Genomic DNA, 25856 nt, shown 5'->3' with positions numbered 1-25856 from the left:
TCCTGGCGTGCGAGCCCAGGCAAAATGCTCATCCGCAGCTTGTGCACTCCGCTTGTTCGGCTGTCTTTCGGCTCTGCCATCAGTCGCCTACGCTTTTAACGGCCTGTTAGGCTCTGCAGCAGCCCCCAAGGAGCTTCATCGATGCGCCTCAACTCACTCGCACTGTTCGGTTTCTGCCTGGTCTGCGCCGCCACGAGTTGGGCACAGGAGCCGACTCAGGACACTCAGGACACTCAGGGCACTCAGGGCACTGCGCCTGGCGAGGCCGACACACCGTCATCGAACGAACGTGCGCCGCTGCCTGAGCGAAGCGTCAGCGACGCGCTTGCACTGGAGCAACGCCTGGACAAACGCGAGCAGCAGATGCTGCAGGCCGGCACCGAGAGCTTCCTCGCCCTGTGGCTTCCGGCCAACGTTGGCGAGCCCAGTGGCGCGGTGATCCTGGTGCCTGGTGACGTGGAAAACGCCGATGGCGCCGCGGCTGTCGGTCCGTTGCGGCGCAAGCTACCGGACGCTGGCTGGCACAGTCTGAGCCTGACGCTGCCGGACCCCGATGGCGACCCGCTGCCGCTGCGTGATGCCAGCGCCGAAGCTGCAGCTGCGCAAGGTGAACCTGCCACGACCGAGAACGCTCCCGCAGCCGATAGCAGGGCTCCTGCGGCGGACGGCGCACAGCCCACGGACAGCCCGGAGCAACGGCGTCAGGCCCACGTCGAGCGTGTGATGGCGCGCATCGACGCCGCCATTGCCTTCGCCAGCCAGCAGCAGGCCAAGGAAATCGTCCTGCTCGGCCACGGCAGCGGCGCCTACTGGGCCGCGCGCTACCTGAACGAACGCAAGCCCGCGAATGTGCAGAACCTGCTGATGGTGGTGGCCGAACTGCCCGCAGGCTTCGCTCCGCCGCTGGACGAGTTGGTCGCGCAACTGCCGGTGGCCACCGGCGACTTCTTCTACAAGGACCAGGCCACCGATCGCAGCGCAGCCCTGAAACGCCTGCAGGCCAGCAAGCGGGCCAAACTGCCCACTTATATACAGGTGGCGATGAAGGCGCTGCCAGGCAATCTGGATGTCCAGGAAGAGCAGCTCTACCGCCGCATACGTGGCTGGCTGAAACTGCATATACGCGCCGCCGGCAGCTAGCAGGGCAAAAAAAGATCGGCTAGCGCATCCCCCGGCGCTGACGAATCAGCGCATAAGCCTGATGCAGTTGTCGCGTGATATCGGTCGCCTCACGAATGCGCTCAGGTGAAGCGCCTGAACCCGCCAGCTTGTCCGGGTGATGACGACTGAGCAGACGCCGGTAGGCACGCTTGATCTGCTCAGGCTCACTACTTTCGTTCACGCCCAACAACCGCAGCGCCTCCTGGTAACTGCCCCCGGCAGGCGTGGGTTGCTGACTGCGGCGCGGCGCGTATTCGTCACCCAGGCCATCGAGTCGGGCACTGTCCCAACCGAGCCATTTGCCCCAGAGCAGAATCAGCTCATGCTCACTGGCCGACACCCGCCCATCGACCCAGGCCATGCGCCAACAGGCTCGCAGCATGGCATCCGCGCGTTCGCGCTGACGCTGCAGAGGAGCACGCAGATTGTCACGCCCGGTCTTGCCTCGAGCAAAAGCTTCGATGGCGCGCCGCTGAGCTGTGGCGTCCAGCCCAAGTCGCTGCATTTCCGAGCGTGCCTGCTGGATATGGCTCTGCACCACCCGGCCGTCGCTCTTGGCCAGACGCCCCAGCATCAGAAACAGCAGCTCGTCATCCGCCGGCGCAGCACGACCACCCAGACGCTCACGCAGGTTATCCCAACCGTGCAGGCGCAGTCGGCGATCCAGCACCTGGCCGAGCAATCCGCCCAGCAAGGCGCCTGGAATGCTGGCCAGAGCGAGTCCGGCCGCGGCGCCGAGCATAGTGGCCGGCCACAACACCTAGCGAGCCTCCTGCAACAGACGCTCGACCTCGGCCAGGCGCTCGTGGGTACCGACATCGACCCAACAGCCGCCGTAACGCTCACCACTGACCTGACCTGCCGCCATGGCCTCACGCAGCAGCGGCGCCAGCTTGAACGCGCCAGGCGTAGCACCAGCAAAGAGACGCGGATGCAGTACGGCGAGACCGCTGTAGGTCAACCGCTCCCCCGCCTCGTCTGCATCACTCACCTGCCCCTCTGTCACGACGAAGTCGCCCTGTGGGTGATGCGCCGGGTTATCCACCAGCACCAGGTGAGCCAGGCCGGCGAGCGGTCTGCGCAACGCAGCGAAGGGGTAGTCGGTGAAGACGTCGCCATTGACCACCAGAAACGGCTCAGCGCCCAGTAGCGGCAGCGCCTTGAAGATGCCGCCGCCGGTCTCCAGCGGCTCTCCCTCGGGTGAATAGACGATCCGTACGCCAAAGCGCGAACCGTCGCCCAGATGGTCCTCGATCTGCTGGCCCAGCCAGGCGTGGTTGATCACCAGTTCGGTAAATCCCGCCACCGCCAGTGCCCGGATGTGGTACTCGATCAACGGCACGCCGGCCGCCTTCACCAGCGGTTTCGGCGTATGCAGGGTCAGCGGGCGCATGCGCTCACCCTTGCCCGCGGCGAGGATCATCGCCTTCATGCACGCGCCCCCTCATCCATCGCCAGACTGGCCAACAGTTCACCCAGCTCGGCCAACTCCGGTCGGCGAGCCAGCACGGCCTCGATATAAGCGAAGAAACGCGGCACGTCGCCCAGGTACTTGGGCTTGCCATCGCGGTGACAGATGCGCGCGAAGATGCCGATGACCTTGAGGTGGCGCTGCACACCCATAAGGTCGCTGGCGCGCAGAAAGTCCTCGAACGATGGCTGCACCGGGATAGCCGACGCTTTCGCGCGCTGCCAGTAATCCTGCAGCCAATCCTGCACTCGCGCTTCGGGCCAACTGAGAAACGCATCCTTGAACAGGCAGGTGATGTCGTAGGTGACCGGGCCGTTGACCGCGTCCTGGAAATCCAGCACCCCAGGATTAGGCGTGCTCTGCATCAGGTTGCGCGGCATGAAGTCGCGGTGCACCACCACCTTGGGCTGCGCCAGAGCGCTGTCGATCAGCAACTGGCTGATGCGCTGCCAGGCGGCCTCTTGTTCAGGTGTAAAGGTACGCTGCAGATGGCGCTGCACATACCACTCGGGAAACAGCTGCAACTCGCGCCGCAGCAAGGCATCGTCGTAATGCGGCAGCTTGCCATCGAGCGGCAGGCGCTGCTGCTGCAGCAAGGCCTCGATGGCGTCGTCGAATAATTGATCGGCATTGCGCTCGTTTATCACGTCCAGGTAGGTCTGCTGGCCCAGATCATCGAGAATCAGGAAGCCCTGTTGCAGATCGGCAGCCAATACCTGCGGCACATGCACACCTGCACTGGCCAGCAGGGCCGCGATACGAACGAACGGCTCGCAGTTTTCCTGCGGCGGAGGTGCATCCATCAGAATCAGGCTGCGCGCACCCGCCTGCCAGCGAAAATAACGGCGAAAACTGGCGTCACTACTGGCCGCAGTGAGCTCGGCGGCAGGCACCGCCCCCCAGTCGCGCGCGGCGAACAGAAGGGGCAGTTGCTCGGCGAGCCAGGTGTGCAGCTGTTGCAGACGTACATCGTGTTCAGACATCAAGGGGTCTCCGACGGCGCTAGCCGTTGCGCGGGTCATGCTTTATTATCCAGCATCTTTTTCAGCCCATCGAGAGGCGTGCGGCCCCTGGGCCGATAACGCGCAGGAAGCCCGGACTAACAAGATGGCAGTAAAACATCCCGCGTTCCGCAAAAAATTCCCACTGCTGGTTACCGGCAGTTTCCTGGCCTTACAGCCCGTATTCAGCCTACAGTCCTTTGCCGCCGAGCAATATGATTGCCAGGCTTCGCCAACGGGCAGCTGGGCCTGCGCGCCGAAATCAGCGGCCAGCGCCCTGCCTCCGCGCCCGGTGCACAGCCGCGATGCTGTCAGCACGGGCGGTGCCACCAGCGAGGCCGTAGCCAAGCAGGACGCTGTACCGGTGCTGGTTACCGAGAGCAAGGGCCGCGCCCTCGCCTCGCGTAGCCCTGACTACAGTCACCTGGACTGGGTTCCACGCGACAAGTTGACTGCCGCGCAACTGGCCGAGGCCGGTCCGTACTGCGCAGGCGCCTATGTCGAGCCGCTGCGTCCGGGCATGGATGACACCACGCCGCTGGACGAGTCGCCAATGTTCGTTTCTGCCAAGGCCTCGCGCTTCGAGCAGGAAAAGCAGATCGCCACCCTCGCGGGCGACGTCGTGCTGCGTCAATCCGGCATGCAGGTCGAGGCCGACGAGGCCAGCCTGCATCAGACGGAAAACCGTGGCGAGCTGGTCGGCAACGTGCGCCTGCGCGACAAGGGCATGCTGGTAGTCGGCGACCGGGCCGAGCTGCAACTGGACAACGGCGAAGCCAAGATCGACAACGCCGAGTACGTCATGCACCAGGCCCACGTACGCGGCAGCGCGCTCTACGCCAAGCGTGAAGAGACCGCGATCATCCGCCTCAAGGACGGTACCTATACCCGCTGCGAACCCGGTGACAATGCCTGGCACCTGAAGGGCAACAACATCACCCTGAACCCGGCGACCGGTTTCGGCACCGCAACCAACGTGACGCTGCGGGTCAAGGACATTCCGGTGTTCTATACCCCGTACATCTATTTCCCGATCGACGACCGTCGCCAGTCCGGCTTCCTGCCGCCGAGCCTCGGTACGTCGAGCAGCAACGGTTTCTCGCTGCAAACGCCTTACTACTTCAACCTGGCGCCGAACTACGACGCCACGCTGTACCCGACCTATATGGCCAAACGCGGCCTGCTGATGGAAGGCGAGTTCCGCTACCTGACCGAAAGCAGCGAAGGCCAGGTCGGCGGTGCATGGCTGAATGACGAGGACGACGAGCGCAAACTGCAGTCCGAGTACGAAGATCAGCGCTGGATGTACAGCTGGCAGCACAAGCAGGGCCTGAACTCGCGTCTGCTCGCCGAAGTCGACTACACCGATATCAGCGACCCCTATTACTTCCAGGACCTGAATACCGACCTGGGCATCGACAAGCAAACCTACGTCGACCAACGCGGTACCCTGACCTACCGTGGCGACAGCTACACCGCACGCTTGAATCTGCATGCATACAAGCTGGCCAATATCACCGATGTAACGCCATACGACCGTCTGCCGCAGATCACTCTGGACGGCAAACTGCCCTTCAATCCGGGCGGCCTGGACTTCACCTATGGCACCGAATACGTGCGTTTCGATCGCAACCTGCGCTCGGGCTTCTTCGTCGACAAAGACGGTGTGACGGGGCGCCCGCAAGACCTCTGGTACGACGAACGACTGGTCGGCCTGGCAAGAGCCGATGGCGAGCGTCTGCACCTCGAGCCTGGTGTTAGCCTGCCGCTGGACTGGTCCTGGGGCTACATCAAGCCGCAGGTCAAGTACCTGCAGACCAACTACGACCTCAGCCTGGATCAGCAGGGCAAGAACACCCTTCTTGCCGAGCAGGAGTACAAGGGTACGCAGAGTCGTGGCGTCGGCCTGTTCAGCCTCGACAGCGGCCTGTACTTCGACCGCAACACCCAGCTGTTCGGCAAGGACTTCCGTCAGACTCTGGAACCGCGCGCCTTCTACCTCTATGTTCCGGAAGAAGACCAGACCGATATCCCGGTATTCGACACTGGCGAACCGACCTTCAGCTACGCCTCGCTGTGGCGCGAGAACCGCTTCAGCGGCAAAGATCGCATCGGCGACGAGAACAAGTTGTCGCTGGGCGTGACCAGCCGCTGGATCGAGCCGAACGGCTTCGAGCGTCAGCGTTTCAGCATTGGTCAGGCCTTCTACTTCGAAGACCGCAAGGTGCAACTGCCAGGCATCGATTACCGCACCCGCGAGGAAGCCACCGCGGACGTTTCGCCTTATGCGTTGGCGTACCTGTATCGCTTCAACCGCGACTGGCGCTTCTCGTCGACCTTCAACTGGGATCCGGACCAGCACGCCACCCGCTCGGGCAGCGCGATGTTCCACTACCAGCCAGAAGACAACCCGGGCAAGATCGTCAACTTCGGCTATCGCTATCGTAACGACACCGTGCGTTATGACCGTGACAGCGGTACCTGGACCACCAACCCGGACTACGGCAACGCGACCCTGGACAACGGGCAACCGAACCCCAACTACATCAAGAACTACTACAAGATCGACCAGCATGACTTCTCCGTCATCTGGCCGCTGGCTCCGCAGTGGAGCCTGATCTCGCGCTGGCAGTACGACTATGGCCGCAACCGCACGCTCGAAGCCTTCGGTGGTTTCGAATACGACAGTTGCTGCTGGAAGCTGCGCCTGATCAACCGCTACTGGATCGATTACGACGAAGTCAGCCTCGACCCATCGCGCAACGACGAGCCGGACCGCGGCATCTTCCTGCAGATCGTCCTCAAGGGCCTCGGCGGCGTTGTTGGCAACAAGGTGGAAACTTTCCTCGACCAAGGCATTCAAGGTTACCGTGAACGTGAAGACCAAGCTTTCTGATTGCCTGCGCCCCCTGCTGTTGGGCGCAGTCCTGCTGGCGGCAACGGCTCAGGCCCAGGTTCGCCCACTGGATCGCGTCGTGGCCATCGTCGACAACGACGTGGTCATGCAGAGCCAACTCGATGCTCGCCTGCGTGAAGTGCAACAAACCATCGACAAGCGTGGCGGCTCTCTGCCGCCCGAGCATGTACTCAGCCAACAGGTGCTCGAACGCCTGATCATCGAGAACATCCAGCTGCAGATCGGTGAACGCTCCGGCATCCGCATCACCGACGAAGAGCTGAACCAGGCCATGGGCACCATTGCCCAGCGCAACGGCATGAGTCTGGAGCAGTTCCGCGAAGCGCTGGCACGTGACGGCCTGTCCTATGCCGATGCGCGTGACCAGGTTCGCCGCGAGATGATCATCAGCCGCGTGCGCCAGCGTCGTGTGGCCGAGCGCATCCAGGTCACCGACCAGGAAGTGCAGAACTTCCTCGCCTCCGACCTGGGCAAGATGCAGCTGTCGGAAGAGTTCCGCCTGGCCAATATCCTGATTCCGGTTTCCGAGGGGGCATCCTCCAGCGAAATCCAGGCGGCCGACCGTCAGGCGCAGGAGCTGTACCAGCAACTGCAGCAGGGCGCGGACTTCGCTCAACTGGCGGTCTCCCGCTCTGCCAGCGAGAACGCCCTGGAAGGCGGCGAAATGGGCTGGCGCAAAGCCGGTCAGCTGCCGCCGCCGTTCGACACCATGATCAGTCAGCTGAACCCGGGCGAAGTCACCGAGCCAGTGCGTACACCGGGCGGTTTCATCATCCTCAAGCTGATCGAGAAGCGCGGCGGCGATACCCAGGTGCGCGACGAGGTGCATGTACGCCACATCCTGATCAAGCCCAGCGAAATTCGCAGTGAAGCAGAAACCCGCCGATTGGTGGAGCGCCTGTATCAGCGCATTCTAGCCGGGGAAGACTTCGCCGAACTGGCGAAGAATTTCTCCGAAGATCCAGGCTCTGCGCTCAATGGTGGCGACCTGAACTGGATCGACCCGAACGCATTGGTGCCCGAGTTCCGCGAGGTGATGAACAACACCGCCAGCGGCGAGCTGTCCAAACCGTTCAAGAGCCCTTACGGCTGGCATGTGCTGCAGGTTCTGGGACGCCGCGCTACGGACAACAGCGAGGAGTTCCGCAAGCAACAGGCTGCCAATCTACTGCGCAACCGCAAGTACGACGAGGAGCTGCAGGCCTGGCTGCGCCAGATCCGCGACGAAGCCTACGTCGAGACCAAGCTGTAACAGCGTTAATCGCGTAGAGAAGCCCGGCCACAGTGCCGGGCTTTTTCGTTGTTGGCCCGCCAGCGTAAACTGGCCCTCCGCGCCCATACAGACAGAGAACGACCATGACTGCGCAGCAATGCTTTGCCCTCACCCCAGGCGAGCCCGCCGGCATCGGCCCCGATCTCTGCCTGCTGCTGGCTCAGCAGGCCCAGCCCGCGCCTCTGGTCGCCATCGCCAGCCGCCAATTGCTGGCAGAGCGCGCCCAGCAGCTGGGCGTGTCCATCGAGCTGCTCGCGGTCGATGCGCAGCAATGGCCCGAGCGACCTGCAGCGGCAGGCACCCTGTACGTCTGGGATACGCCACTGGCAGCCCAGGTAACCCCAGGCCAACTGAACCCCGCCAACGCCGCTTACGTGCTGGAAACCCTCACCCGCGCGGGTCAGGGCTGCCTGGATGGCAGCTTTGCCGGAATGATCACGGCCCCCGTGCACAAAGGCGTGATCAACGAAGCGGGCATCACCTTCTCCGGCCACACCGAGTTTCTCGCCGAACTGACCCATACCCAGCAAGTGGTGATGATGCTGGCGACCCGTGGCTTGCGCGTGGCACTGGTCACCACACACTTGCCACTGAAAGATGTCGCCGCCGCCATCACCGCCGAGCGTCTGGAACGCGTCACCCGCATCCTGCATGCGGATCTGCAAGACAAATTCGGCATCGCCCAGCCGCGCATTCTGGTCTGCGGGCTCAATCCACACGCAGGCGAAGGCGGCCATCTGGGCCGCGAGGAAATCGAGATCATCGAGCCGACGCTGGAGCGCCTGCGTGCGCAAGGCATGAACCTGATCGGCCCGCTGCCAGCCGACACCCTGTTCACCCCGAAGTATCTGGAACATGCCGATGCCGTATTGGCCATGTACCACGACCAAGGCCTGCCGGTACTCAAGTTCAAGGGCTTCGGCGCCGCGCTGAACGTCACCCTGGGCCTGCCGATCATCCGCACCTCGGTGGACCATGGCACGGCGCTGGATCTGGCCGGCACCGGCAAGGTGGACATCGGCAGCCTGCAGGTCGCACTGGAAACCGCCTACCAGATGGCCGCCAGCCGCAGGCAATGACCCGCTGAGACCAAGGCCCGCGCCCGCGGGGCCATTCGCTGGTAGACTGTGCGACTTTCTTTTTTGCATCCAGCCTCGGGCACCACGCCTCGAGGCGCTGCGCGGAGCCGCACATGTCCGAATACCAACACCGCGCGCGCAAGCGCTTCGGCCAGAACTTCCTGCATGACGCCGGGGTGATCGACCGCATCCTGCGCGCCATTCGCGCCAAGGAAGGCGAGCGCCTGCTGGAGATCGGCCCTGGCCAGGGTGCCCTGACCGAAGGCCTGCTGGGCAGCGGCGCGCAACTCGACGTGATCGAACTCGACCTCGACCTGATCCCGATCCTGCAAGCCAAGTTCGGCAGCAACCCGCGCTTTCAACTCAATCAGGGCGACGCGCTGAAGTTCGACTTCTCCCGTCTCGACGCGGCGCCACGCAGCCTGCGCGTGGTGGGCAACCTGCCCTACAACATCTCCACGCCGCTGATTTTCCACCTGCTGGACAACGCAACGCTGATTCGCGACATGCACTTCATGCTGCAAAAGGAAGTGGTCGAGCGCATGGCAGCAGGCCCGGGCGGCGGCGATTGGGGCCGCCTGTCGATCATGGTGCAGTACCACTGCCGCGTGGAACACCTGTTCAACGTTGGCCCCGGTGCCTTCAACCCGGCGCCGAAGGTCGACTCGGCCATCGTGCGCCTGGTGCCACATGAGACGCTGCCACATCCGGCCAAGGACCACCGCCTGCTCGAACGTGTCGTGCGCGAAGCCTTCAACCAGCGCCGCAAGACCCTGCGCAACACGCTCAAGCAACTGATGCCGGCCGACGCCATCGAGGCAGCGGCTGTCGACGGCAGCCTGCGCCCCGAGCAGCTGGACCTGGCCGCCTTCGTTCGTCTGGCCGATCAACTGGCTCTGCAGCCTTCTGCTGCGCAGGACTAAACTGCAATCACGCCCAACGGATCATTCGCATGTCCGACCCTCGTTATCAGATCGACGTCAGCGTCACCACTCGCTACCTGGCTGCGCAATCGCAGCCGGAGCAGAACCGCTACGCGTTCTCCTACACCGTGACCATCGTCAATAACGGCGAGCTACCGGCCCAGTTGCTGTCGCGTCACTGGATCATCACCGACGGTGACGGTCGCGTGCAGGAAGTCCGCGGCGCTGGCGTAATCGGCCAGCAGCCGCACATTGAGTCCGGCGCCAGCCACACCTACAGCAGCGGCACCGTCATGGCCACCCAGGTCGGCACCATGCAGGGCAGTTACCAGATGCTCGCCGAGGACGGCAAACGCTTCGACGCGACCATCGCGCCGTTCCGCCTGGCAGTACCGGGGGCACTTCACTGATGGCGGTGTACGCCGTCGGCGACCTCCAGGGTTGCCTGAAGCCGCTCAAGTGCCTGCTTGAGCAAGTGTCTTTCGATCCGGCGCATGACCAGCTGTGGCTGGTCGGCGATCTGATCAACCGCGGCCCGCAGTCGCTGGAAACCCTGCGTTTTCTCTACGCCATTCGCCATGCAGTCACCTGCGTGCTGGGCAACCACGACCTGCACCTGCTGGCGGTGGCGCACAACATCGAGCGACTGAAGAAAGGCGATACCCTGCGCGAGATACTCGACGCCCCGGATCGCAACGACCTGCTCGACTGGCTACGCCAGCAGAAACTGGTACACCACGACGCCGAGCGCAAGGTGACCCTGGTGCATGCCGGCATCCCGCCGCAATGGACGCTGAGCAAGGCACTGCGCCGCGCCGCCGAAGTCGAAGAGGCGCTGCGTGACGATGCCCGCCTGCCACTGTTTCTCGATGGCATGTACGGCAACGAACCAGCCAAGTGGAACAAGGAACTGCACGGCGTAACCCGCCTGCGGGTGATCACCAACTATTTCACCCGTATGCGCTTCTGCAAGGCCGATGGCACGCTGGACCTCAAGAGCAAGGAAGGCGTCGGCAGCGCACCGCCCGGCTTCGCCCCCTGGTTCAGCCATCCGCAGCGCAAGATGCGCGGCGAGAAGATCATCTTCGGCCACTGGGCATCGCTGGAAGGCAACTGCGCGGAACCCGGCCTCTATGCACTGGACACCGGCTGCGTGTGGGGCGGTGCGATGACCCTGCTCGACGTCGACAGCGGAGAACTTCGCCGCTGCACCTGTCCCAAGGAATAAGCGCCCGAGGCGCACCCAAGAATCACGCAAAGGCCACGAACATGAGCGAATTCAAGCGAATCTCCCCGCAACAGGCACAAGAGTTGCGCGCCCAGGGCGCCGTGGTGGTCGACATCCGCGACCCCCACAGCTTCGCCAATGGCCATATCAGCGGCTCGCGCCACCTGGACAACCACTCGCTGCACGACTTCATCAGCCATGCCGACCTCGACGCGCCGCTGATCGTCTCCTGCTACCACGGCAACTCCAGCCAGAGCGCGGCGGCCTATCTGGTCGGCCAGGGCTTCTCCGAGGTCTACAGCCTCGACGGCGGCTTCGAGCTGTGGCGCGCTACCTACCCAAGCGAGACCGCGCAAAGTTCCGAAGAATAAATTTGTGCAGGCGGCAAGCCGCGCCCGCTCTGGCCTGCCGCCACTTCCCGACGTACGGTAACATCCAGTTATCGTTGTCCTGCCCTTGACGCTCTGCAGAACGAACTATTCTGTTACTCAGGCCATCCCACTGAAGGTAGAGCCGGCAAACCGGCATCGGGCCATCGGTAACGACTTTTAGGTTTTGGGGGATTCTTCCCGACTCATATCCGAGCCGGGGTTACCCAGCACCTGCACGCACGACCGATCCCGAGCCAGCTTTCAGCATCGAGCGAGGTGAAGTCATGAGCATTTTCAGTCACTTCCAACAACGTTTCGAGGCGACCCGCCAGGAGGAGTACTCGCTGCAGGAGTACCTCGAACTGTGCAAACAGGATCGCAGCGCCTACGCCACTGCGGCCGAACGCCTGCTGATGGCCATTGGCGAACCGGAACTGCTGGACACCTCCAGCGATTCGCGGCTGTCACGCATCTTCTCCAACAAGGTCATCCGCCGTTACCCGGCCTTTGCCGACTTCCATGGCATGGAAGAATGCATCGACCAGATCGTCTCCTACTTCCGTCATGCCGCGCAGGGTCTGGAAGAGAAGAAGCAGATCCTCTATCTGCTCGGCCCGGTAGGCGGCGGCAAATCCTCGCTGGCCGAGAAGCTCAAGCAACTGATGGAGAAGGTGCCCTTCTATGCCATCAAGGGCTCGCCGGTCTTCGAGTCGCCGCTGGGACTGTTCAACGCCACCGAGGACGGCGCGATCCTCGAAGAGGACTACGGCATCCCGCGCCGCTACCTCAGCTCGATCATGTCGCCCTGGGCCACCAAGCGCCTGCAGGAGTTCGGCGGCGACATCAGCCAGTTCCGCGTGGTCAAGCTCTACCCGTCGATCCTCAACCAGATCGCCGTGGCCAAGACCGAGCCGGGCGACGAGAACAACCAGGACATCTCCGCCCTGGTCGGCAAGGTGGATATCCGCAAGCTGGAGGAATACCCGCAGAACGATGCCGACGCCTATAGCTACTCGGGTGCGCTATGCCGGGCCAACCAGGGCCTGATGGAATTCGTCGAGATGTTCAAGGCACCGATCAAGGTGCTGCACCCCTTGCTGACCGCCACCCAGGAAGGCAACTACAACAGCACCGAAGGCCTCGGCGCGATTCCCTACAGCGGCATCCTGCTGGCCCACTCCAACGAATCGGAGTGGCACAGCTTCCGCAACAACAAGAACAACGAGGCGTTCATCGACCGTATCTACATCGTCAAGGTGCCGTACTGCCTGCGCGTGACCGATGAGATCAGGATCTACGACAAGCTGCTCATCAACAGCTCGCTGGCCAAGGCCCATTGCGCGCCCGACACCCTGAAGATGCTCGCCCAGTTCTCCACCCTGTCGCGCCTGAAGGAGCCGGAGAACTCCAACATCTACTCGAAGATGCGCGTCTACGACGGCGAAAACCTCAAGGACACCGACCCGAAAGCCAAGTCGATCCAGGAGTACCGTGACAGCGCCGGCGTCGATGAAGGCATGAACGGTCTGTCGACCCGCTTCGCCTTCAAGATCCTGTCCAAGGTGTTCAACTTCGACCCACACGAAATCGCCGCCAACCCGGTGCACCTGCTCTACGTGCTGGAGCAGCAGATCGAGCAGGAACAGTTCCCCGCCGAGGTCCGCGAGCGCTACCTGCGCTACATCAAGGAATACCTGGCTCCGCGCTACATCGAATTCATCGGCAAGGAAATCCAGACCGCTTACCTGGAGTCCTACAGCGAGTACGGGCAGAACATCTTCGACCGCTACGTGCTGTATGCCGACTTCTGGATTCAGGATCAGGAGTACCGCGACCCGGAAACCGGCGAAATCCTCAACCGCGTGGCGCTCAACGAGGAGCTGGAGAAGATCGAGAAGCCGGCCGGCATCAGCAATCCGAAGGATTTTCGCAACGAGATTGTCAACTTCGTGCTGCGCGCCCGCGCCAACAACAACGGCAAGAACCCAACCTGGCTCAGCTACGAGAAGCTGCGCGTGGTGATCGAGAAGAAAATGTTCTCCAACACCGAGGACCTGCTCCCGGTCATCAGCTTCAACGCCAAAGGCAGCAAGGAGGATCAGCAGAAACACAACGACTTCGTCAAACGCATGGTCGAGCGTGGCTACACCGAGAAGCAGGTGCGCCTGCTGTCGGAGTGGTACCTGCGGGTTCGCAAGTCTCAGTAAGCCCTGTCCGGCGCGCGCGGCGCGCTGGGTCATTCGCTGCCCGCCTGTGTTTACGGGCGGGCTAGGGAGATGTCATGAGCTACGTGATCGACCGGCGCCTCAACGGCAAGAACAAGAGCACGGTGAACCGCCAGCGTTTTTTGCGGCGTTATCGTGAACACATCAAGAAGGCGGTGGAGGACGCCGTCAGCCGACGCTCCATCACCGATATGGAGCACGGCGAGCAGATCAGCATTCCCGGACGCGATATCGACGAGCCGGTGCTGCATCATGGTCGCGGCGGCAAGCAGACCATCGTCCACCCCGGTAACAAGGAGTTCACCACCGGTGAGCGCATTCCGCGCCCGCAAGGCGGTGGCGCGGGGCGTGGCAGCGGCAAGGCGAGCAACTCCGGCGAAGGCATGGACGAGTTCGTGTTCCAGATCACCCAGGAGGAGTTCCTCGACTTCATGTTCGAGGACCTGGAACTGCCCAACCTGGTCAAGCGCCACCTGACCGGGGCAGAAACCTTCAAGACCGTGCGCGCCGGCATCAGCAACGAGGGCAATCCCTCACGCATCAACATCGTCCGCACCCTGCGCTCGGCCCATGCGCGGCGCATCGCCCTATCCGGTTCCAGCCGCGCCAAACTGCGCGAAGCCAAGGCCGAACTGGAACGCCTGCGCAGGGAAGAGCCAGATAACTTCGGCGATATCCAGGCGCTGGTAGAGGAGATCGAACGGCTCAGCGCACGCATTCACCGCGTGCCCTTCCTCGATACCTTCGACCTCAAGTACAACCTGCTGACCAAGCAGCCCAACCCCAGCTCCAAGGCGGTGATGTTCTGCCTGATGGACGTGTCCGGCTCCATGACCCAGGCCACCAAGGATGTGGCCAAGCGCTTCTTCATCCTTCTGTACCTGTTCCTCAAGCGCAACTACGACAAGATCGACGTGGTATTCATCCGCCACCACACCAGTGCCAAGGAAGTGGACGAGGAAGAGTTCTTCTACTCCCGCGAAACCGGCGGCACCATCGTCTCCAGTGCGCTGAAGCTGATGCAGGAAGTGATGGCCGAGCGCTACCCGATCAACGAGTGGAATATCTACGCTGCCCAGGCGTCGGACGGCGACAACTGGAACGACGACTCGCCGGTATGCCGGGATATATTGATCAACCAGATCATGCCGTTCGTGCAGTACTTCACCTACGTCGAGATCACCCCACGTGAGCACCAGGCGCTGTGGTTCGAGTACGAACAGGTGGCCGAGGCCTACGCCGACAGCTTCGCCCAGCAGCAACTGGTGTCCGCCGCGGACATCTACCCGGTATTCCGCGAACTGTTCCAGCGTCGCCTGGTGAGTTAATAACCTGCTCAGGACCTTGCGGGCTAGAGGCATGCAAAGCACGAGCAGGCGAGAAAGCGCAGCAGGTCGTAAATAGGTTCTGAGAGGGCCACGCCATGAGCGCCACCGCCAAGAAACGTCAACCGATCTCCACTGGGTCGGAGTGGACCTTCGACCTGATCCGCCAGTACGACAAGGAAATCGCGCGCATCGCCGAGCGCTATGCGCTGGACACCTATCCCAACCAGATCGAAGTGATCACCGCCGAGCAGATGATGGATGCCTACGCCTCGGTCGGCATGCCGCTGGGCTATCACCACTGGTCGTACGGCAAGCACTTCCTGGCCACCGAAAAAGGCTACAAGCGCGGGCAGATGGGCCTGGCCTACGAGATCGTGATCAACTCCGACCCCTGCATCGCCTACCTGATGGAGGAGAACACCATCTGCATGCAGGCACTGGTGATCGCCCACGCCTGCTACGGCCATAACAGCTTCTTCAAGGGCAACTACCTGTTCCGCACCTGGACCGACGCCAGCTCGATCATCGATTACCTGGTCTTCGCCAAGCAGTACATCATGCAGTGCGAGGAGCGTTACGGTATCGACGCGGTGGAAGAACTGCTGGATTCCTGCCATGCCCTGATGAACTACGGCGTCGACCGCTACAAGCGCCCCTATCCCATCTCCGCCGAGGAAGAGCGGCGGCGCCAGAAGGAGCGCGAGGAGCACCTGCAGAAACAGATCAACGACCTCTGGCGCACCATTCCCAAAAGTACGGACAAGGGCGGCGAGAAGGACAACAAGCGTTTCCCCGCCGAACCGCAGGAAAACATCCTCTACTTCCTGGAAAAACACGCACCCCTGCTCGAGCCCTGGCAGCGCGAAGTGATCCGCATCGTGCGCAAGATCGCCCAGTACTTCTACCCGCAGCGCCAGACCCAGGTGATGAACGAAGGCTGGGCCACCTTCTGGCACTACACCCTGATGAACGACCTGTACGACGAAGGCCTGGTTACCGACGGCTTCATGATGGAGTTCTTGCAGTCGCACACCAGCGTGGTCTACCAGCCACCGTTCGACAGCCCCTATTACAGTGGCATCAACCCCTACGCCCTGGGCTTCGCCATGTACCGCGACATCCGCCGTATCTGCGAGGAACCCACCGAAGAGGACAAACGCTGGTTCCCGGATATCGCCGGCAGTGACTGGCTGACTACGCTCAAATTCGCCATGAACAGCTTCAAGGACGAGAGCTTCATCCTGCAGTTCCTCTCACCCAAGGTGATCCGCGACTTCAAGCTGTTCGGCATCCTGGACGACGATCAGAAGGACGAACTGCTGGTGCCGGCCATTCATGACGAGCCCGGCTACCGCACCATCCGCGAGTTGCTCGCAGCACAGTACAACCTGGGTAACCGCGAGCCCAATGTGCAGATCTGGAACATCGACCGCCGTGGCGACCGCTCGCTGACCCTGCGCCACCAGCAGCACGACCGCAAGCCGCTGGGCGAGTCCACCGGCGAGGTGCTCAAGCACCTGCATCGGCTGTGGGGTTTCGATATCCACCTGGAGGTGTGTCAGGGTGACCAGTTGATCACCACCCAACATGTTCCACCGCGTAGCAACTCGGAGAACGACAGCGAATACCCCCGGCTGGATCTGATCATTCCACCCATTTGATCGGTTGCCGGGTATGGCTGAGGCCATCAGCATCGAGGCAGACTCCGCGAGATGCCGTGCATGCGCCTATTTCTTGTCATTCTCCTGTGCCTGGGGCTGGCCACCTGTACCAGCCATATCCCCCAGGCACGCATCCTCAACCCTGGCGACGCCTCACTCGCCGAGCGTCCCAGTTTCGAGCTGATCGATCCGCAGGCCAGCCTGGAGGGCGAAGCGCCCTTCCCCGAGCGCTATCACCAACTGCCACGCCTGTTGCGTCATGGTCTTTCCACCCGCGGCTATCACGAGAGCCAGCAGCCGCAACTGCGTGTCTATTACTGGCTGGCCGTGCAGGACGGCCCGCTGCTGTTCAAGGCAGACGTTCCACCGCCCAACCCGCTCGGCCCTTATCAGGCCATCCATCGCTTGCGTGACGAGACCGGCACCTTGCGCCTGCGCCTGACCGATCTCGATAGGCGCATCCTCTGGGAAGGGGTGATCAGCACTGGTCTGAGCCCAGCACGCGACAGCGCCGAGCTGCTGGGGCGTGCCGTTCAGGTGCTGACGGAACAGATCCCCCTGGCCAGGCCTTAGCGCGGCGCAACGTGCCGCGATCTTCGGTATCCTCTGCGCTCAGTGGAGGATCAGACATGCAGATCTACAAAGTCGGCGGCGCAGTGCGTGATCGCCTGCTCGGCCGCCCCATCAGCGAAGTGGATTGGGTCGTGGTCGGCGCCAGTGCCGAACAGATGCTGGAACTCGGCTACCGCCCGGTTGGCGCCGATTTCCCGGTATTCCTGCACCCGCAGACGGGCGAGGAGTACGCCCTGGCCCGCACCGAGCGTAAGAGCGGCCGTGGCTATGGTGGCTTCACCTTCCACGCCAGCCCCGACGTCACGCTGGAGCAGGACCTGATCCGCCGCGACCTGACCGTCAATGCCATGGCCGAGGACGATGCAGGCAACCTGATCGATCCCTACGGCGGCCAGCAGGACCTCGCAGCCCGCCTTCTACGCCACGTTTCCCCGGCATTCGCCGAAGACCCGCTGCGTGTTCTGCGTGTCGCCCGCTTCGCCGCGCGTTATGCGCCGCTCGGTTTCAGTGTCGCGCCAGAAACCCTCGAACTGATGCGCCAGCTGGCCGATTCCGGCGAACTGGGCCACCTCACCGCCGAGCGTAGCTGGAAGGAAATATCCCGCGCGCTGATGGAGCCGCGCCCCGAGGTATTCGTCCAGGTGCTGCGCGACTGCGGCGCATTGGCCGCCCTGCTGCCAGAAGTGAACGACCTGTTCGGCGTGCCGCAACCGCAGGCGCATCACCCGGAAGTGGATACCGGGGTGCACGTGCTGAGCGTGCTGCACCAGTGCGCAGAGCACGACCAACCGCTGAACGTGCGCTGGGCGTGCCTGCTGCATGACGTGGGCAAAGGCCTGACGCCAGAGGACGAGTGGCCACGTCATATCGCCCACGAGCACAGAGGGCTTGCCCTGATCCAGGCGGTCAACGAACGCTGCAAGGCACCACGCGACTGCGCCGAACTGGCACTGCTGGTCGGCGAGTTTCACACCCATGGCCACCGCGCCCTGGAGCTACGCCCTTCGACACTCCTGGAGCTACTACAGCGCTTCGACGTGTTCCGCCGCCCGCAACGTTTCGCCGAGTTCGTCGCCGCCTGCGAGATGGATGCACGCGGTCGCCTGGGCCTGGAGCAACGCGAGTACCCACAGGCCGCCTACCTGCTGGGCGCCGCCGAGAGCGCACGCCAGGTACCGGTCAAACCACTACTGGAGAAGGGATTCAAGGGCGCGGAGTTGGGCGAAGCGCTCAATCGCGAGCGTCTGAACGCACTCAAGGCCTACAAGGAACAGCACTCCTCGTAGGAGCGGCTGGGCGGCATTCCGTTTCAGCCGCGATCATCACAGCTCCGCGGCGCGCCTTTTCGTGGGTAAATCCGTTCCTACCGGTCAACGCCAACCCGTAGCCCGGATGCAATCCGGGACATTCCCAGCGCCCGTTCTCCCGGATTGCATCCGGGCTACGACGAGTGCGCCTGCAACAGCTCAGCGGGCGTCAGCTCGGCGCCACGCCACTGGAAGGCTGCCGGCCACAGCTGCTGATCGATCTGCGCAGACGCCCACAACTGCGCGAACGAACGCCCATCGACTGGATGGCATACCTCGGGAGCCAGCAGAGCCAGCGGTCTGAGCACGAAGGCATTCTTGAGAATTTCCGCGCGTGGCAGGATCAGGCCGTTGTAGTTGCCGACCTGCTCGCCATACAGCAGCACGTCGATGTCCAGCGGCAAGCCCTTGCGCTCCGGCGCGTAGCGGCCATTGTCGGCCTCGATGAACTTCAACCGGCGGTCCAGCTCCAGCAACGGCAGCTCCGTCTCACCCACCACAACCAGATTGAAGAAGTTGCCGCTCTTGATGCCCACGGCGTGGCTCTCGAACACCGGCGAGCAGCGCATATCGCTGAGCAACCCGGCCAGCGCATCGAGGCCGGCGACAAGATGAGCCTCGCGCTCGATGTTGCTGCCGAGGCCGAGAAACACCCGAGTCAGAGGCATCCGCGCTCGATCTCCACGCCCACACCACCGCGTGCAGCGGGAACCGCACCAGGCTTGGTCAGTTTCAGGCGCATCCAGGGAATGTTGAATTCTTCCATCAGGGTCTGAACCAGACGCTCGGCGAAGGTTTCGACCAGGATGAACTGCGAATCGGCGGCGAACGCCTGAATACGCGTGGACACACTGGCGTAGTCGAGCGCCAGGTTGAGGTCGTCACCGGCTGCGGCCGGGCGGTTGTCCCAGCCCATCTGCAGGTCCAGGCGCAGGCACTGGCGAATGTCGCGCTCCCAATCGTAGGCGCCGATCACCGTATCGACCTCCAGCCCCTCGATAAATACTCTGTCCACCCGCACTCTCCGCGCCACGACAAGGGCGCTGCACCTCGTTAGAATCGGACCACCCCATGCCTAGGAATGGCCCCCATGTTCTGGCTTCTGGCAATCCTTGCCTACCTGCTCGGTTCGTTGTCCTTCGCCATCCTGCTCAGCCGACTTGCAGGCGGGCCTGATCCGCGCGCCAGCGGCTCGGGCAACCCCGGCGCCACCAACATGCTGCGCGTCGCCGGCAAGAAGCTCGCCGTCATGACGCTGATCGGCGATCTGTTCAAGGGTCTGCTCCCGATCCTGATCGCCAAGCTGCTCGGCCTCAGCCTGCATCAGCAAGCCTGGATCGGCCTGGCAGCCGTCGTTGGCCACCTCTACCCGCTGTACTTCCGCTTTCGCGGCGGCAAGGGCGTAGCCACTGCCGCCGGCATGCTGCTCGGCCTCTATCCACCGGCCGCCTTGCTCGCCCTGACGGCATGGGCCCTGGTGTTCCTGCTCACCCGCACCAGCTCGCTGGCCTCACTGATCGCCACGCCGCTGACGCTCCCCCTGCTGGCCTGGCAGCAACCAGCCGCCTTGCTGCCAGCTTGCGTGCTGACCGCGCTGATCGTCTGGCGCCATCGCCGCAATCTGCGCGATCTGTTCGCCGGTAGCGAACGGCGTTTTTAAGCAACCTGCTGGAAAGAAAATCGTGGCTGAAGCCGCGCCCACAGGGCTTAGGCTCAATATTAAACTGCCGGCAGCGACTCCATCGGCCAGCGCGCCTGCACCTTGATCGCCAGGTCCTCATGCTGCCCGGCCAGTAAACGCTGGCAACCGGCGTAGGCGATCATCGCGCCATTGTCGGTGCAGAAACGCGGCCGCGCATAGAACACCTTGCCCTTCATCTCGCCCAGCATGCGCTCCAGATGCTCGCGCAACGCCTTGTTGGCGCTCACACCGCCAGCGATCACCAGGCTCTTCAGCCCGCTCTGCTTGAGCGCGCGCTTGCACTTGATGGTCAGAGTCTCGACTACTGCCTGCTGGAAGGCCAGCGCGATGTCGCGACGGGCTTGGTCGAGGTCGTCACTGCTGTCGCGGCATTGTTGCCAGGTATTCAGGGCGAATGTCTTCAGGCCGCTGAAGCTGAAATCCAGGCCCGGACGATCGGTCATCGGCCGCGGGAAGACGAAACGCCCCGGCGTGCCCTGCTCGGCCAGCTTGGCGATTTCCGGCCCACCCGGATAATTCAGCCCCATCAGCTTGGCAGTCTTGTCGAAGGCTTCACCGGCGGCGTCGTCCAGCGACTCGCCGAGCAACTGGTACTGACCGATGCCATCGACTCGTACCAGCTGAGTGTGCCCGCCGGACACCAGCAAGGCGACGAACGGAAAGGCTGGTGGCTGCTCTTCCAGCATCGGTGCCAGCAGATGACCTTCCATATGGTGTACGCCAACCGCCGGCACGCCCCAGGCAAAGGCCAGCGCCTGGGCGCAGGACGCACCGACCAGCAGTGCGCCGACCAGCCCGGGGCCCGCCGTGTAGGCCAGCGCGTCGATATCGCTGGCCTGCTTGCCCGCCTCATCCAGCACCTGGCGGATCAGCGGCAACATGCGTTTGACGTGGTCGCGCGAGGCCAGTTCGGGCACTACGCCGCCGTAAACGCGATGCAGGTCGATCTGGCTGAACAGGGCGTCAGCCAGCAGGCCGCGCTCACTGTCATAGAGCGCGACGCCGGTTTCATCGCAGGAGGTTTCCAATCCCAGTACGAGCATGGAGCTTGAGCCTTGATTTGCCGCGTGGAACAAAGGCGCGCATGATAAGCGCCGCCCGGCGGAGCGGCCAGTGCTTTTCGATCAGAGGCCTTTGCATTCCTCGGCTCGAAACGGTAACATCCGCAACCCTTAAAAACCGACGCACCCCGAGCCACATTGCCGGGTACGCGTTAACCCGGTAATTAAAGATAGGTACGACCTGGATGCCAGCCGTCAAAGTTAAAGAGAACGAACCCTTCGACGTAGCCCTGCGTCGTTTCAAGCGCTCCTGCGAAAAAGCCGGTGTACTGGCTGAAGTTCGTAGCCGCGAATTCTACGAAAAACCGACCGCTGAGCGTAAGCGCAAGGCCGCTGCCGCTGTTAAGCGTCACGCCAAGAAAGTGCAGCGCGAGCAGCGCCGCAGCGTTCGCCTGTACTAATACAGTACAAGCAGCGCTCGAATGCCCGGCTTCGGCCGGGCATTGCATTTACAGAACTCCGCTTCGCCAGCCGGCGAATGGTCGGAGTTTTTTGCATTTGTACCAATCCGCTGTCCGGCGCCCGTGCCGAGCAGTATCCTGAGCGCCTATGGCCGGCCTGATTCCGCAATCCTTCATCGATGATCTGCTCAACCGCACCGACATCGTCGATGTGGTGAGTTCGCGCATCCAGCTGAAAAAGACCGGCAAGAACTACAGCGCCTGCTGTCCTTTCCACAAGGAAAAGACCCCCTCCTTCACCGTCAGCCCGGACAAGCAGTTCTACTACTGTTTCGGCTGCGGCGCCGGTGGCAATGCCCTCGGCTTCGTCATGGACCACGATCAACTGGAATTCCCCCAGGCGATCGAGGAACTGGCCAAGCGCGCCGGCATGGACGTACCGCGCGAAGAAAGCGGGCGCGGACACAAACCCCGGCAGCCGGTGGACTCACCGCTCTACCCGCTGCTCAATGCCGCCGCCGAGCACTATCGCCAGGCCCTGAAAAGTCACCCGCAGCGTAAATACGCCGTGGACTACCTCAAGGGCCGCGGCCTGACCGGCGAGATCGCCCGCGACTTCGGCATCGGTTTCGCCCCGCCCGGCTGGGACAACCTGCTCAAGCAACTGGGCGCCGACGCCCTGCAGCAGAAAGTGATGATCGACGCCGGCCTGCTGATCGAGAACGCCGAGAACGGCAGGCGCTACGACCGCTTCCGCGACCGCATCATGTTCCCCATCCGCGACAGCCGCGGCCGGGTGATCGCCTTCGGCGGCCGCGTGCTGGGCGACGACAAGCCCAAGTACCTCAACTCACCGGAAACCCCGGTGTTCCACAAGGGCCAGGAACTCTACGGCCTGTACGAGGCACGCAAGCACAACCGCGATCTCGACGAGATCATGGTGGTCGAAGGCTACATGGACGTCATCGCCCTGGCCCAGCAAGGCCTGCGCAATGCCGTGGCAACCCTGGGCACCGCCACCAGCGAAGAACACCTCAAGCGCCTGTTCCGCATCGTGCCCAGCGTATTGTTCTGCTTCGATGGTGACGCTGCCGGGCGCAATGCCGCCTGGCGCGCCCTGGAGTCCACCCTGTCGAGCCTGCAGGACGGCCGCCGCGCGCGCTTCCTGTTCCTGCCCGACGGCGAGGACCCGGACACCCTGGTGCGCGCCGAGGGCACCGACGCCTTCCGCGCCCGCATCAACCAGCACGCCCAGCCACTGGCCGACTACTTCTTCCAGCAGCTTTGCGAAGAGGCCGACCCGCGCTCACTGGAAGGCAAGGCGCACCTGGTGACCCTGGCCGCACCGCTGATCGACAAGATTCCCGGCAACAACCTGCGCGCCCTGATGCGCCAGCGCCTGAGCGAGATCACCGGCCTGTCCGGCGAAGCCCTGAGCCAGGTCGCCAGCGCTCCGCGCAGCCACGCGCCCGCCCCCACCAGTCAGGCGACCGGCGGCGATTACCCGGATTACGGCGACATTCCCGACAGCGCCTACTACGACAACCTGCCGGACGTCGGCGGTTACGAGCAGCCCGCACCGCCCCAGCAGCACTACGAGCGCAGCAACGAAGGCGGCAAAGGCAACTGGAAAAAAGATGCCAGCGGCAAGTGGAACAACAAAAAGGGCAAGGGCGATTTCGCGCCACGTGCCCCACGCACGGCGGTGAGCGTCGAATCACCACATCTGATCGCCCTACGCACCTTGCTGCACCATCCGCACCTGGCGCAAAAGGTCGAAGATGTCAGCCATTTCGCCGACGAAGACGACACCTATGCCCAGCTTCTCGTGGCCTTGGTCGGCGCACTGCAGAAAGCGCCCAACCTGCGTTCGCTGCAACTGATCGCCCGCTGGCACGGCACCGAACAAGGTCGCTTACTGCGGGCGCTGGCGGAGAAGGAATGGCTGATCCAGGGCGACAACCTTGAACAGCAGTTTTTCGACACCATTACTACACTTGCAAACAGTCAATCGCAGAGGCGGCGTGAAAAGGCGCTCCGCAGCATCATTCATAAAAGCCCCAGCGAGCTCACCGACGAGGAGAAGACATTGCTCAGAGAGCACTACAGCTTGACCTCCTCCCAGAGCAGCAAGTCCCCAACTGGCGCCTAAAGCGCAAGCTGAGGTATAATCCTCGGCTTGTTTTCAGCCCGCCAAGACCTTCAGTGGATAGGGTGTTATGTCCGTAAAAGCGCAGCAGCAATCTCGTATCAAAGAGTTGATCACCCTGGGTCGTGAGCAGAAGTATCTGACTTACGCAGAGGTCAACGACCACCTGCCGGAAGATATTTCCGATCCTGAGCAGGTGGAAGACATCATCCGCATGATCAATGACATGGGGATCCCGGTACACGAGAGTGCTCCGGACGCAGACGCCCTGATGCTGGCCGATGCCGACACCGACGAGGCTGCAGCCGAAGAAGCCGCAGCAGCCCTCGCCGCCGTCGAGACCGATATCGGCCGCACCACTGACCCGGTGCGCATGTACATGCGCGAAATGGGTACCGTGGAACTGCTGACCCGCGAAGGCGAGATCGAAATCGCCAAACGCATCGAGGAAGGCATCCGCGAAGTCATGAGCGCCATCGCTCACTTCCCCGGCACCGTCGACGGCATCCTCGCCGAGTACACCCGCGTCACCACCGAGGGCGGCCGCCTGGCCGAAGTACTCAGTGGCTACATCGACCCGGATGACGGCAACGTGCCTGACGAAGCCGCCGCCCCCGTTCCCGTCAAGGAAGGCGCCGCCGCTGAAGAAAGCGACGACGAAGAAGAGGACGACAGCGGCGACGACGAGGAAGAAGAAGGCGATGGCGGCCCGGACCCGGAAGAAGCGGCTCGCCGTTTCAATGCTGTGGCCGAGCAGCAGGACAAAGTCCAGAAGGCTCTGAAGAAGCATGGTCGTGGCAGCAAGCAGGCCATCGAAGAGCTGGCCGCACTGGCCGAGCTGTTCATGCCGATCAAGCTGGTGCCCAAGCAATACGACGCACTGGTCATTCAGGTCCGCGACGCGCTCGACCGCCTGCGTACGCAAGAACGCGCCATCATGCAGCTGTGCGTACGTGATGCGCGCATGCCGCGTGCCGACTTCCTGCGCCTGTTCCCGGGCAACGAAGTCGACATGGACTGGGCCGGTGATCTGGCCAAGGGCAAGGCCAAGTACGCCGAAGCCCTGGGCAACCTGCAGGCCGACATCAAGCGCTGCCAGCAGAAGCTTGCCGATCTGGAAGCCGAGTGCAGCCTGACCCTGGCCGAGATCAAGGACATCAACCGCCGTATGTCCATCGGTGAGGCAAAAGCTCGCCGCGCCAAGAAGGAAATGGTCGAGGCCAACCTGCGCCTGGTCATCTCCATCGCCAAGAAGTACACCAACCGCGGTCTGCAGTTCCTCGACCTGATCCAGGAAGGCAACATCGGCCTGATGAAGGCGGTGGACAAGTTCGAATACCGTCGCGGCTACAAGTTCTCGACCTACGCCACCTGGTGGATTCGCCAGGCAATCACCCGCTCGATCGCCGACCAGGCGCGCACCATCCGTATTCCGGTGCACATGATCGAGACCATCAACAAGCTCAACCGCATCTCCCGTCAGATGCTGCAGGAAATGGGTCGCGAGCCCACGCCCGAAGAGCTGGGTGAGCGCATGGAAATGCCCGAGGACAAGATCCGCAAGGTATTGAAGATCGCCAAAGAGCCGATCTCCATGGAAACCCCGATTGGCGACGACGAAGATTCGCACCTGGGCGACTTCATCGAGGACAGCACCATGCAGTCCCCGATCGATGTAGCCACGGTCGAGAGCCTCAAGGAAGCCACTCGCGAAGTGCTGGCCGGCCTCACTGCCCGTGAAGCCAAGGTCCTGCGCATGCGCTTCGGTATCGACATGAACACCGACCACACCCTCGAGGAAGTGGGCAAGCAGTTCGATGTCACCCGTGAGCGTATTCGTCAGATCGAAGCCAAGGCGCTACGCAAGCTGCGCCACCCGACGCGAAGCGAGCATCTGCGCTCCTTCCTCGACGAGTGATACCAGAACCCCCGGCCCAGGCCGGGGGTTTTGCTTTGCGGGCAATCGCGGCGCAATGCCGCTCGCACACAATGGCCGCACAGCAAGTGCGATCAAACTGCCATCTG

General features: G+C 62.9%; 23 protein-coding genes. 17 read left to right on the top strand and 6 right to left on the bottom strand.

Annotated elements, in window-relative coordinates:
- Window positions 1-141 precede the first annotated feature (141 nt).
- On the top strand, window positions 142-1140 hold the full coding sequence (locus ACN8M7_RS24435; RefSeq protein ID WP_490262463.1) for an alpha/beta hydrolase family protein: 999 nt from the start codon (window positions 142-144) through the stop codon (window positions 1138-1140).
- Window positions 1141-1159: 19 nt separating this feature from the next.
- Here the strand turns inward: ACN8M7_RS24435 and ACN8M7_RS24430 are convergent, their stop codons facing one another.
- From ACN8M7_RS24430 to ACN8M7_RS24420, 3 genes are read right to left on the bottom strand one after another with little or no spacing between them, the layout of a single operon-like run.
- Window positions 1160-1921, bottom strand: a complete 762-nt coding sequence (locus ACN8M7_RS24430) for a DnaJ domain-containing protein (RefSeq protein WP_490262462.1) — start codon at window positions 1919-1921, stop codon at window positions 1160-1162.
- The gene (murU, locus tag ACN8M7_RS24425; RefSeq protein ID WP_490262461.1) at window positions 1922-2593 is read right to left on the bottom strand and encodes an N-acetylmuramate alpha-1-phosphate uridylyltransferase MurU; all 672 of its coding nucleotides are present in this window, start codon (window positions 2591-2593) and stop codon (window positions 1922-1924) included.
- Window positions 2590-3615, bottom strand: coding sequence for an aminoglycoside phosphotransferase family protein (locus ACN8M7_RS24420; RefSeq protein WP_490262460.1), 1026 nt, complete (start codon window positions 3613-3615; stop codon window positions 2590-2592). The genes murU and ACN8M7_RS24420 overlap by 4 nt, the downstream gene beginning before the upstream one ends.
- 124 nt (window positions 3616-3739) lie before the next feature.
- Between ACN8M7_RS24420 and ACN8M7_RS24415 the strand changes: the two genes are divergently transcribed.
- From ACN8M7_RS24415 to ACN8M7_RS24360, 12 genes are all read left to right on the top strand, one after another.
- On the top strand, window positions 3740-6529 hold the full coding sequence (locus ACN8M7_RS24415; RefSeq protein WP_490262459.1) for an LPS-assembly protein LptD: 2790 nt from the start codon (window positions 3740-3742) through the stop codon (window positions 6527-6529).
- On the top strand, window positions 6510-7802 hold the full coding sequence (locus ACN8M7_RS24410) for a peptidylprolyl isomerase (protein WP_156458649.1): 1293 nt from the start codon (window positions 6510-6512) through the stop codon (window positions 7800-7802). The genes ACN8M7_RS24415 and ACN8M7_RS24410 overlap by 20 nt, the downstream gene beginning before the upstream one ends.
- Before the next feature lie 104 nt (window positions 7803-7906).
- Entirely contained in the window at window positions 7907-8902 is a 996-nt protein-coding gene (gene pdxA, locus ACN8M7_RS24405; protein WP_490262458.1) for a 4-hydroxythreonine-4-phosphate dehydrogenase PdxA, read from the top strand.
- Between the two features lie 113 nt (window positions 8903-9015).
- Complete coding sequence (rsmA, locus tag ACN8M7_RS24400) at window positions 9016-9825, top strand: 16S rRNA (adenine(1518)-N(6)/adenine(1519)-N(6))-dimethyltransferase RsmA (RefSeq protein ID WP_490262457.1); 810 nt, start codon at window positions 9016-9018, stop codon at window positions 9823-9825.
- A 29-nt stretch (window positions 9826-9854) separates the two neighbouring features.
- On the top strand, window positions 9855-10235 hold the full coding sequence (gene apaG, locus ACN8M7_RS24395; protein ID WP_490262456.1) for a Co2+/Mg2+ efflux protein ApaG: 381 nt from the start codon (window positions 9855-9857) through the stop codon (window positions 10233-10235).
- Window positions 10235-11053: a symmetrical bis(5'-nucleosyl)-tetraphosphatase gene (locus ACN8M7_RS24390; RefSeq protein WP_490262455.1), complete on the top strand. Its 819-nt coding sequence runs from the start codon at window positions 10235-10237 to the stop codon at window positions 11051-11053. Before apaG ends, ACN8M7_RS24390 begins: the two co-directional genes overlap by 1 nt.
- Window positions 11054-11094: 41 nt before the next feature.
- A complete protein-coding gene (gene glpE / locus ACN8M7_RS24385) occupies window positions 11095-11424 on the top strand; it encodes a thiosulfate sulfurtransferase GlpE (protein ID WP_061242647.1) in 330 nt (109 codons plus the stop codon).
- A gap of 284 nt (window positions 11425-11708) precedes the next feature.
- Window positions 11709-13631: a PrkA family serine protein kinase gene (locus ACN8M7_RS24380; RefSeq protein WP_061242649.1), complete on the top strand. Its 1923-nt coding sequence runs from the start codon at window positions 11709-11711 to the stop codon at window positions 13629-13631.
- A gap of 74 nt (window positions 13632-13705) precedes the next feature.
- The gene (locus ACN8M7_RS24375; RefSeq protein WP_061242651.1) at window positions 13706-14977 is read left to right on the top strand and encodes a YeaH/YhbH family protein; all 1272 of its coding nucleotides are present in this window, start codon (window positions 13706-13708) and stop codon (window positions 14975-14977) included.
- Window positions 14978-15072: 95 nt separating this feature from the next.
- Window positions 15073-16638 carry a SpoVR family protein gene (locus ACN8M7_RS24370; protein WP_490262454.1) on the top strand — a complete coding sequence of 522 codons (1566 nt, stop codon included), beginning with the start codon at window positions 15073-15075 and terminating at the stop codon, window positions 16636-16638.
- Between the two features lie 60 nt (window positions 16639-16698).
- A complete protein-coding gene (locus ACN8M7_RS24365; protein ID WP_490262453.1) occupies window positions 16699-17211 on the top strand; it encodes a DUF4136 domain-containing protein in 513 nt (170 codons plus the stop codon).
- A 56-nt stretch (window positions 17212-17267) separates the two neighbouring features.
- Window positions 17268-18497 (top strand): multifunctional CCA addition/repair protein, encoded by a 1230-nt coding sequence (locus ACN8M7_RS24360; RefSeq protein WP_490262452.1) that lies wholly within the window; start codon window positions 17268-17270, stop codon window positions 18495-18497.
- A 155-nt stretch (window positions 18498-18652) separates the two neighbouring features.
- Here ACN8M7_RS24360 and folK read toward each other — a convergent pair whose 3' ends face one another.
- Together folK and folB are read right to left on the bottom strand one after the other, a co-directional pair.
- Complete coding sequence (gene folK, locus ACN8M7_RS24355; RefSeq protein ID WP_490262451.1) at window positions 18653-19186, bottom strand: 2-amino-4-hydroxy-6-hydroxymethyldihydropteridine diphosphokinase; 534 nt, start codon at window positions 19184-19186, stop codon at window positions 18653-18655.
- A complete protein-coding gene (gene folB / locus ACN8M7_RS24350; protein ID WP_061242659.1) occupies window positions 19177-19533 on the bottom strand; it encodes a dihydroneopterin aldolase in 357 nt (118 codons plus the stop codon). Before folB ends, folK begins: the two co-directional genes overlap by 10 nt.
- A gap of 75 nt (window positions 19534-19608) precedes the next feature.
- Here folB and plsY point away from each other — a divergent pair, with 75 nt between their 5' ends.
- Window positions 19609-20178, top strand: coding sequence for a glycerol-3-phosphate 1-O-acyltransferase PlsY (gene plsY / locus ACN8M7_RS24345; protein ID WP_061242661.1), 570 nt, complete (start codon window positions 19609-19611; stop codon window positions 20176-20178).
- A gap of 59 nt (window positions 20179-20237) precedes the next feature.
- Here plsY and tsaD read toward each other — a convergent pair whose 3' ends face one another.
- Window positions 20238-21263: a tRNA (adenosine(37)-N6)-threonylcarbamoyltransferase complex transferase subunit TsaD gene (gene tsaD, locus ACN8M7_RS24340; RefSeq protein WP_490262450.1), complete on the bottom strand. Its 1026-nt coding sequence runs from the start codon at window positions 21261-21263 to the stop codon at window positions 20238-20240.
- A 203-nt stretch (window positions 21264-21466) separates the two neighbouring features.
- On the opposite strand from tsaD, the gene rpsU reads away from it, so the two are divergent.
- The 3 genes from rpsU (at window position 21467) to rpoD (ending at window position 25749) form a co-directional block, all read left to right on the top strand.
- Entirely contained in the window at window positions 21467-21682 is a 216-nt protein-coding gene (gene rpsU, locus ACN8M7_RS24335; protein ID WP_003290642.1) for a 30S ribosomal protein S21, read from the top strand.
- A gap of 148 nt (window positions 21683-21830) precedes the next feature.
- Window positions 21831-23834, top strand: a complete 2004-nt coding sequence (gene dnaG / locus ACN8M7_RS24330) for a DNA primase (RefSeq protein WP_490262449.1) — start codon at window positions 21831-21833, stop codon at window positions 23832-23834.
- A 67-nt stretch (window positions 23835-23901) separates the two neighbouring features.
- On the top strand, window positions 23902-25749 hold the full coding sequence (gene rpoD, locus ACN8M7_RS24325; RefSeq protein ID WP_061242668.1) for an RNA polymerase sigma factor RpoD: 1848 nt from the start codon (window positions 23902-23904) through the stop codon (window positions 25747-25749).
- The last annotated feature ends 107 nt before the right edge of the window (window positions 25750-25856 follow it).

The organism is Pseudomonas spartinae (assembly GCF_965197125.1).
GTDB classification, from domain to species: domain Bacteria; phylum Pseudomonadota; class Gammaproteobacteria; order Pseudomonadales; family Pseudomonadaceae; genus Aquipseudomonas; species Aquipseudomonas composti_A.
The sequence above is the reverse complement of the archived record's forward strand: the minus strand, read 5'-3'. Positions and strand labels throughout refer to the sequence as shown.

Excerpts from the sequence above, each read along its gene's own strand:
- apaG (WP_490262456.1), top strand. The coding sequence starts at position 9,855 with ATGTCCGACCCTCGTTATCAGATCGACGTCAGCGTCACCACTCGCTAC.
- murU (WP_490262461.1), bottom strand. The coding sequence starts at position 2,593 with ATGAAGGCGATGATCCTCGCCGCGGGCAAGGGTGAGCGCATGCGCCCG.
- ACN8M7_RS24420 (WP_490262460.1), bottom strand. The coding sequence starts at position 3,615 with ATGTCTGAACACGATGTACGTCTGCAACAGCTGCACACCTGGCTCGCC.
- ACN8M7_RS24380 (WP_061242649.1), top strand. The coding sequence starts at position 11,709 with ATGAGCATTTTCAGTCACTTCCAACAACGTTTCGAGGCGACCCGCCAG.
- ACN8M7_RS24360 (WP_490262452.1), top strand. The coding sequence starts at position 17,268 with ATGCAGATCTACAAAGTCGGCGGCGCAGTGCGTGATCGCCTGCTCGGC.
- folK (WP_490262451.1), bottom strand. The coding sequence starts at position 19,186 with ATGCCTCTGACTCGGGTGTTTCTCGGCCTCGGCAGCAACATCGAGCGC.
- ACN8M7_RS24365 (WP_490262453.1), top strand. The coding sequence starts at position 16,699 with ATGCGCCTATTTCTTGTCATTCTCCTGTGCCTGGGGCTGGCCACCTGT.
- pdxA (WP_490262458.1), top strand. The coding sequence starts at position 7,907 with ATGACTGCGCAGCAATGCTTTGCCCTCACCCCAGGCGAGCCCGCCGGC.
- dnaG (WP_490262449.1), top strand. The coding sequence starts at position 21,831 with ATGGCCGGCCTGATTCCGCAATCCTTCATCGATGATCTGCTCAACCGC.
- tsaD (WP_490262450.1), bottom strand. The coding sequence starts at position 21,263 with ATGCTCGTACTGGGATTGGAAACCTCCTGCGATGAAACCGGCGTCGCG.
- rpsU (WP_003290642.1), top strand. The coding sequence starts at position 21,467 with ATGCCAGCCGTCAAAGTTAAAGAGAACGAACCCTTCGACGTAGCCCTG.
- ACN8M7_RS24370 (WP_490262454.1), top strand. The coding sequence starts at position 15,073 with ATGAGCGCCACCGCCAAGAAACGTCAACCGATCTCCACTGGGTCGGAG.
- ACN8M7_RS24415 (WP_490262459.1), top strand. The coding sequence starts at position 3,740 with ATGGCAGTAAAACATCCCGCGTTCCGCAAAAAATTCCCACTGCTGGTT.
- ACN8M7_RS24390 (WP_490262455.1), top strand. The coding sequence starts at position 10,235 with ATGGCGGTGTACGCCGTCGGCGACCTCCAGGGTTGCCTGAAGCCGCTC.
- glpE (WP_061242647.1), top strand. The coding sequence starts at position 11,095 with ATGAGCGAATTCAAGCGAATCTCCCCGCAACAGGCACAAGAGTTGCGC.
- ACN8M7_RS24375 (WP_061242651.1), top strand. The coding sequence starts at position 13,706 with ATGAGCTACGTGATCGACCGGCGCCTCAACGGCAAGAACAAGAGCACG.
- ACN8M7_RS24435 (WP_490262463.1), top strand. The coding sequence starts at position 142 with ATGCGCCTCAACTCACTCGCACTGTTCGGTTTCTGCCTGGTCTGCGCC.
- rsmA (WP_490262457.1), top strand. The coding sequence starts at position 9,016 with ATGTCCGAATACCAACACCGCGCGCGCAAGCGCTTCGGCCAGAACTTC.
- plsY (WP_061242661.1), top strand. The coding sequence starts at position 19,609 with ATGTTCTGGCTTCTGGCAATCCTTGCCTACCTGCTCGGTTCGTTGTCC.
- rpoD (WP_061242668.1), top strand. The coding sequence starts at position 23,902 with ATGTCCGTAAAAGCGCAGCAGCAATCTCGTATCAAAGAGTTGATCACC.